This is a genomic window from Rufibacter sediminis (genome assembly GCF_014269285.1).
GTDB lineage: Bacteria > Bacteroidota > Bacteroidia > Cytophagales > Hymenobacteraceae > Nibribacter > Nibribacter sediminis.
Map to the genome: position 1 here is coordinate 201851 of NZ_JACOAF010000042.1, position 7856 is coordinate 209706.

The window sequence follows — 7856 nt, forward strand, 5'->3', positions numbered from 1 at the left end:
CGGGTAAATATAGCATAATCGCTTAAGAAGGACAAACCCGCCCAGTGTGGCCCGCCGCTTCGGAAGAAAGTTGGCAAAAAAGATAACATACGTTAGTTTTTTTATAAATTTGAGAATCGAATTTCTAATCAGATCTTCCATTTTGAAATTTTAAAAATAAAAGCTTCCTTTATGAAAGAAATTGGCAAAAAGTCAGGCACCATGCAATTAGCAGCGTTAGGGATAGAAAAAGCGAAGGAAGTTCTCTGGAACCTTTCGCCGGCAGAGTTGGTGGAAGAAGCTCTGAAAAACGGCGAAGGGTACCTGACGGATAACGGCGCTCTGATGTGCGACACCGGTACCTTTACCGGCCGCTCGCCCAAAGACCGTTTTGTGGTTCGCGACGAGGAGACCGAGCACTCTGTTTGGTGGGGCGATGTGAACATTGCCTTTGACCCAGCCAAGTTTGAAAATCTGTACCAGAAGATGCTGCAGCACCTGGAAGACCGGACACTGTACGTGCGCGACGCCTATGCCGGAGCCCACCCCGACTACCGCCTTAATCTCCGGATCGTGAACACCCAGGCTTGGCACAACTTATTTTGCCACAACATGTTCCTGCGACTCACCGAAGCAGAACTTGAGCAACATACCCCCGACTTCACCATCATCAACGCGCCGGAGTTTCTGGCTGATCCTGCCGTGGACGGAACCCGCCAGAGCAACTTTGCCATCATCAATTTCTCCCGCAAAATGATTCTATTGGGCGGCACTGGCTACGCCGGCGAAATGAAGAAAGGCATCTTCTCAGTGTTGAATTACCTGTTGCCGCACAAGCGGAACACCCTCTCCATGCACTGTTCTGCCAACGTAGGCAAAGACGGCGACACCGCCATTTTCTTCGGGTTATCCGGTACGGGCAAGACCACCCTCTCCGCCGACCCTAACCGCGGCCTGATTGGGGATGACGAACACGGCTGGACCGAGGACAGCGTCTTCAACTTTGAGGGCGGCTGCTACGCCAAAGTCATTGACCTTACCCGCGAGAAAGAACCGCAGATCTGGGATGCCATCCGTTTTGGGGCCATTGTGGAGAATACCCGCTTTAAACCCGGCACCCGCACGGTAGACTACACCAACAACTCCGTGACCGAGAACACCCGCACGGCCTACCCCATCCACCACATTGACAACGCGGTGGAACCGTCTAGGGCAGACATCCCCAAGAACATCTTCTTTTTGACCGCCGATGCCTTCGGCGTGTTGCCTCCTATCTCGCGGCTGAATAAGTGCCAGGCTATGTACCACTTCATCTCGGGCTATACCGCTAAGGTAGCGGGCACTGAGGTGGGCGTTACGGAGCCACAAACCACATTCTCCGCCTGTTTTGGGGCCGCGTTCCTGCCCCTGCACCCCACTACCTACGCCGAGATGCTGGGCAAGAAGATGACAGACCACAACGTGAACGTATGGCTGGTGAACACCGGCTGGACCGGCGGCGTGTACGGCGTAGGCTCCCGCATGAAACTCAGTTATACCCGGGCCATGATCACGGCCGCCCTTAACGGTGAGTTGCAGGAGGTGCCCTTCAGCAAGCATCCGGTGTTTGGCGTGGAAATGCCCGCCACCTGCCCCAATGTTCCGGCGGACATCCTGAACCCGCGCAACACCTGGTCCGACAAAGAGGCCTATGACCAGAAAGCCCATGATCTGGCGAAGGCCTTCGTCAAGAACTTCAATAAATACGCCGAGTACGCGAACGAAGAAATTCTGGCTGGCGCCCCTATGGTAGCCGTGGAAGCCTAAGACTTTAATTATTTCCTTCACCTTAATAAAGCCTTCCATGGTATGGGAGGCTTTTTTTATGCTGGCCACCTACATGATCATTTTTGGCGTATTTTTGGAAAAACAGCCCTAAAACAGAATCCCGCATGCACCTCTTCTTCACCCCAGACCTGCAACCCACCGACACTTCGTACACCTTATCAGAAGAGGAGTCCAAACACTGCGCGCGGGTTTTGCGCCTGGACCGGGGAGACACCGTGACTTTGATTGACGGCCGGGGCGGTTGGTTTAAAGCAGAGATTGCAGAACCAAACCCTAAAAAAACCAGCATCAAGATCTTACATCACCAACCGGACTATAACCAACGCAATTACCGGGTGCACATAGCAGTGGGCCCCACCAAGAACATGGACCGGATGGAATGGTTTGTGGAGAAAGCCGTGGAGATGGGCATTGACGAGATCACCTTCCTGCAATGCGCCCGCTCAGAACGGAAAAACCTCAACCTGGAACGTCTTGAGAAAATCGCCGTCAGTGCCATGAAGCAATCCATGAAGGCATACCTGCCCACCCTGCACCCGTTGACTCGCTACGCGGATTTTCTGCAGCAGCCAATAGAAGGAAAGCGATTCATTGCCCACCTGGTAGAAGGCCAGGAACGACATTCGCTGGCTAAAAGCATCTCGGGCAATGATACATACACCGTTTTGATTGGACCCGAAGGAGATTTCAGCCCGGAGGAAGTAGCGCAGGCGCTGGCCGCGGGCTTCCAACCCGTGACCCTGGGCCAAAGCCGCCTGAGGACTGAGACTGCCGCGCTGGCCGCCTGCCATACCATTCACGTCCTTTTAGACGTTTAACGTTTTACGCCTCTTTTCTGAAAAACCATGCATAAACGGCTTCTTTTACTTTGCGGATTGTTCCTGCTGCTGGGCATCAGCGCGGGATGGGCCCAACGCCCCAGCTTCCGAATTGCCCGTCTGAAATACGGCGGCGGCGGCGACTGGTACGCGAATAAAACCTCGCTGCCCAACCTCATCGCCTTCTGCAACCGCGAACTGAAGGCCAACATTGCGCCGCAGGAGGAAGCGGTGGAGCCCGGGAGCCCTGAGCTGCTGGATTTCCCCTTCGTGCACATGACGGGCCACGGCAACGTAATTTTCACTGAGGCCGAGGTGCAGAACCTCCGGAAATATCTCACTGGCGGCGGCTTCCTGCACATAGACGACAACTACGGCCTGGATAAATTCGCCCGACGCGAGATGAAGAAAGTCTTCCCGGAGCTGGACTTCATTGAGCTGCCGTTCAACCACCCCGTCTACCACCAGAAATTCGATTTCCCGCGCGGACTTCCTAAAATCCACGAGCACGACAACAAACCTCCCCAGGGCTTCGGGATCATCTACCAGGGGCGTTTGGTGTGCTTCTATTCCTATGAGTGTGACCTGGGCAACGGCTGGGAAGACCAATCGGTGCACAACGACCCGGCAGAGAAACATCAGGCTGCCTTGCGCATGGGCGCAAATCTGGTCTCGTACGCGTTAACTAATTTTTAAGTAAACCTTCCTCTTCGTCATGTGAAAATTCTGCTGCCGCTGGTGCTGCTTTTCTGGGTAACTACTGCTTTTGCCCAAAGCGTCACGCCTCCTGTGTTTACCCCATCTGGAAAGAATAGCGCTGCCTTTGTGCCGCCCAATTGGTTTGTGAAAGACAGCGCCCAGGGTGACCTGAACGGCGACAAAATTCCTGACTTGGCGCTGGTGGTAGAGATGAAAGACACCATACAGGAACTTCGGCCTGATCATTCCACTAATTTGGGCAGTCCGCGCGTCTTGTTGCTTTTATTGAAAGAGCCCTCCACCGGCCTGTACAAACTGGCGTTTCAGAATGACACCTTTATTCTGCGCTACGGCGAGGGCGGCATGGAACTAGACCCGTATGGCGACCTAAGTATCCGTAACCGGGTGCTTGAAGTGATGTTTCAGTTTGTAAGAGGCAGCGATAGCTACAAATTCAGGTATCAGCAGAACGAGTTCATGCTGATTGGGGCAACCAGTAGCGGGACCTCCGTCGGGCAATTTGAGAAGTGGGATTTCAATTTCTCCACCAAAAAAGCGTTACATGAATGGGGCGATCAGGCAGCTGATAAACTGAAAAACGGAATGGAAGACCTTGCCCCTTTCTAAACTTAGAAGCCTCAAAGAAATGCTGATGCCTAATGAATGGGAAGTGCTGCCCGGGGTTTTCATTTAAAAGGCCAGCAATAGTCCCAATTCATATAGCCGATTTTGCTATCTCCCGTTTTGAACCTCTTTTCTAAAAATAGCCTCAAAACGGGAAACGCAGCAGTAAGGCTCACCTTTCTACAAGTCCACTCCTTTTCCGTAACTAGAAGCAGATAAGTAAAGCCACTTTTTTGTAAATTTGAAGTTGGGGTCGGGAAATCTGGCCGAAGCGTATGGAATTAGCAAGATTAGAGATCAAAGGCTTCAAGAGTTTCGGGGACAAAGTCACGATTAACTTTGACAGCGGTATCACGGGCATTGTGGGGCCCAACGGCTGCGGGAAGTCGAACATCGTGGACGCCATCCGGTGGGTGTTGGGCGAGCAGAAAACCCGTAACCTGCGCTCCGACAAAATGGAGAGCGTGATTTTCAACGGCACCAAAAACCGGAAGCCGCAGCAGCTCGCCGAGGTGTCGCTCACGTTCAACAACAACAAGGGCATCTTGCCCACCGAGTACTCGCAGGTGACCATCACCCGCCGCTACTACCGGTCCGGCGAAAGTGAGTACCTGCTCAACAACGTGACCTGTCGGCTCAAAGACATCAACGATCTGTTTCTGGACACCGGGATCGGCTCTGACTCCTACGCCATCATCGAGCTGAAAATGGTGGACGACATCCTCACGGACAAGGACAACTCGCGCCGAAACCTGTTTGAGGAAGCCGCCGGGATCTCTAAGTTCAAGGTCCGCAAAAAACAGACGCTTAAGAAGCTGGAGGAAACTGATGCCGATTTGGAGCGCGTGGAAGACGTGCTGTTCGAGATCGGGAAAAACCTCAAAAGTCTGGAGCGTCAGGCCAAAACCGCCGAGCGCTACCTTAATTTAAAAGACGAATACAAGAAACTCAGCCTGGAGTACGCCCGCCGCAACATAGGGCACCATCAGGAAGCTTTGGAGCGGCTGGAGAACGAACTGCAGAAAGAAACGGACCGCAAAGGTTCTTACTCTGAGGAATTGGCTATTCTGGAAGATACCCTCCAGGAGCAGAAAACCCTGCTGGACCGCACCCAGCACGAGCTGCAGCACAAGCAGAAAGAAGTCAACGACCATACGAGCCAACTGCGCCAGCTGGAAAACGACATCAAGCTGAAAAGTGAGCGGAACATGTACCTGCAGGAGCGGGTGAAAACGCTGCACACGCAGATCAACCAAGACACTACTAACATCAGCCAGACGGAGAACAGCCTGGGTCAGTTACAGAACGATCTGGAGCAGATTCAGGAAGAGTTGCTGATTTCTGAGGAGCAGCTGGGTCTGACCAAAAAGGAACTGGAGCACGTCAACCAGCAGAAAGCCGATCTTCAGCGCGAGTTGCAGGAGAAAACCATGGCCCAGCGCCAAGTGCAGAACGAGGCGTTTACGGTAAACAAGAGCATTGAGATCACGCAGGTGCAGATGCAGAGCCACCGGCTGGAGCTGGAGCGTCTGCAGGAGATGGAAGGCCACGAGAACGAAATCGCGCAGCAGCACGAAGCTTCACTAGCCGAGACCAAAATCCTGTTGGAGGAAGCCCAGGAAAATTTGGCCGAGTTGCAGGAAGCGGAAACCCAGCTTCAGGCGGAGATGACCAAGACGGAAGAGACGCTGCACGAGTATCGCCAGCAACTCATTGATCTGAACCGTGAGCACGACGCCAAGAAAAATCAGTACAACCTGATGAAGTCATTGGTGGACAACCTGGAAGGTTTCCCCGAGGCCATCAAGTTCCTTTATAAATCTGAGAACTGGGAAAAACCCGCCCCACTCCTCTCTGACATCATCTCCTGCGACCCCGAGTACAAGAACCTGATTGAAACGTACCTGGAGCCGTACATGAACTTCTTCGTGGTGGAATCGCCGGAGGAAGCCGTGGAAGCCATTGAGTTGCTGAAGGAGCAGAACAAGGGCCGGGCCAGCTTCATCATCCTCTCCGAAATAGAGGAAATGGAGATCCCGGATACCCTGAGTACTCCCAAATACAAAGCCGCTTTGGAAGTGGTAGCCGCCGAGGAGCAGTACCATTCCCTCCTGCGCTTCATGCTCAGCGAGGTCTACCTCACCGACACCGCCGACACCGAACTCTTCCTGAACGACGGCCGCACCTACATCTTAACCGATGGCTCCGCCATTAAGAAACCGCTGAGCTTGGCCGGCGGATCGGTTGGTTTGTTTGACGGTAACCGTTTGGGCCGTAAACAGAACCTCGAGCAACTGGCCGAAGAGTTGGAAGCTTTACAGGAAGAGCAAGAAAAGATCAAGTTAAAGATCACCACTTTGCAGCAGGTCCTTCAAAACCAGAAGGAAAGCACGCAGCAGGAAAAAATCCGGCTGCAGGAGCGCGACATCAACGCCCTGCAACAGGAATTGGTGAGCCACAAAGTGCGCTACGAGCAGTTCCTGCTGAACCAGCAAAACCAAGCCTCCAAGAAAGACGAGCTCTTCGATAAAATTCAGGACCTCGGCGACAAACTCGCCGACCTGATGCCTGATGCGGAGAGCAAGAACCTGGCTCTGAAAAGCTACGAGCAAGAGCTTTCTGGTTTAAGCCAAGTTTTGGAAAAACAGAACGAAATCATCACCGAGATCAGCGGCATCTTCAACCAGGAGAACATTAAGTTTCACCAATTGAAGAACCGCTTGCAGAGCATCCAGCAGGAACTGGCCTACAAGCAGAAAACCGTTATGAACCACCAGGAACGCCTGGTGCAACTACAGGACGAACTCAGCCGCGCCGAGGACGAGACCGTTTCGCTGGATCAGTTTGTGGAAGACCAGAACCACCTGTTGGAAGAAGGCATGGTGGCCCGCAAAGAAATGGCCCGCGAGCTGGAGGAGATTGAGAAAACCTACTTCATGCTGCGCGGCGAGATTGATGAGAAGGAAAAGAACATCCGGGAGTTGCAGCGCAAGAAGCAGAACACCGACGAGGTGTTCCAGTCCATGAACCAGGCCATTACCGATACCCGCATCAAGCTGGTGGCCGTGATTGAGCGCCTATCCGCGGAGTTCAACATGAACCCAGAGGATTTAGCCGAAGCGCCTACCGAAAAACTGGACATCAGCAATGACGAGCTCAGCCAGCAGGTGCACGCCGTGAAGCAGAAGCTGGAGAACATCGGCCCGGTGAACCCCATGGCCGCCGAGGCCTACCAGGAAATCGATACCCGCAACCAGTTCATCCTCACCCAGAAAAATGACCTGCTGGATGCCAAGAACCAGCTGATGGACACCATCGCGGAGATTGACACCGTAGCCAAGGAGAAATACCTGGCGGCGTTTGACCAGATAAAGGAAAACTTCATGCGCGTGTTCCGGTCGCTCTTCTCTGATGAAGACACCTGTGACCTGTACATCGCGGACCCGAGCAACCCGCTGGAATCGAAGATCGAGATCATGGCCCGGCCAAAAGGCAAGCGTCCGTTGACCATCAACCAGCTGTCAGGTGGTGAGAAAACGTTGACGGCCATCTCGCTACTGTTCGCCATTTACCTGCTCAAGCCCGCCCCGTTCTGTATCTTTGATGAGGTAGACGCGCCGCTGGACGATGCCAACATTGACAAGTTCAACAACATCGTGAAGAAGTTCTCCCATGACTCGCAGTTCATTGTGGTGACGCACAACAAACGCACCATGGTTTCCACCGATGTAATCTACGGCATCACCATGCTGGAAGTAGGCGTGTCCAGAGTGATTCCGGTAGATTTGCGTGATTTGGCTCCCGAACCTGAGACCCAAGCTGCCTTAACAGCTTAGAGGGATATATTTAAAGTAAAAGCCTCTGCCGTTTGGGGCCTGTTTTCTTAAAAACAGGCCCCAAACGGCAGAG

General features: G+C 53.2%; 5 protein-coding genes. All 5 read left to right on the forward strand.

The window, feature by feature from the left end; all coding sequences use genetic code 11:
- Nucleotides 1-171: 171 nt before the first annotated feature.
- Entirely contained in the window at nucleotides 172-1785 is a 1614-nt protein-coding gene (gene pckA, locus H7U12_RS18575) for a phosphoenolpyruvate carboxykinase (ATP) (RefSeq protein ID WP_186640884.1), read from the forward strand.
- 125 nt (nucleotides 1786-1910) lie between these two features.
- The gene (locus H7U12_RS18580; protein WP_186640886.1) at nucleotides 1911-2624 is read left to right on the forward strand and encodes a 16S rRNA (uracil(1498)-N(3))-methyltransferase; all 714 of its coding nucleotides are present in this window, start codon (nucleotides 1911-1913) and stop codon (nucleotides 2622-2624) included.
- A 27-nt stretch (nucleotides 2625-2651) separates the two neighbouring features.
- On the forward strand, nucleotides 2652-3320 hold the full coding sequence (locus H7U12_RS18585) for a DUF4159 domain-containing protein (protein WP_186640888.1): 669 nt from the start codon (nucleotides 2652-2654) through the stop codon (nucleotides 3318-3320).
- Between the two features lie 21 nt (nucleotides 3321-3341).
- Entirely contained in the window at nucleotides 3342-3950 is a 609-nt protein-coding gene (locus H7U12_RS18590) for a hypothetical protein (protein ID WP_186640890.1), read from the forward strand.
- A 272-nt stretch (nucleotides 3951-4222) separates the two neighbouring features.
- Entirely contained in the window at nucleotides 4223-7783 is a 3561-nt protein-coding gene (gene smc / locus H7U12_RS18595; RefSeq protein ID WP_186640892.1) for a chromosome segregation protein SMC, read from the forward strand.
- The last annotated feature ends 73 nt before the right edge of the window (nucleotides 7784-7856 follow it).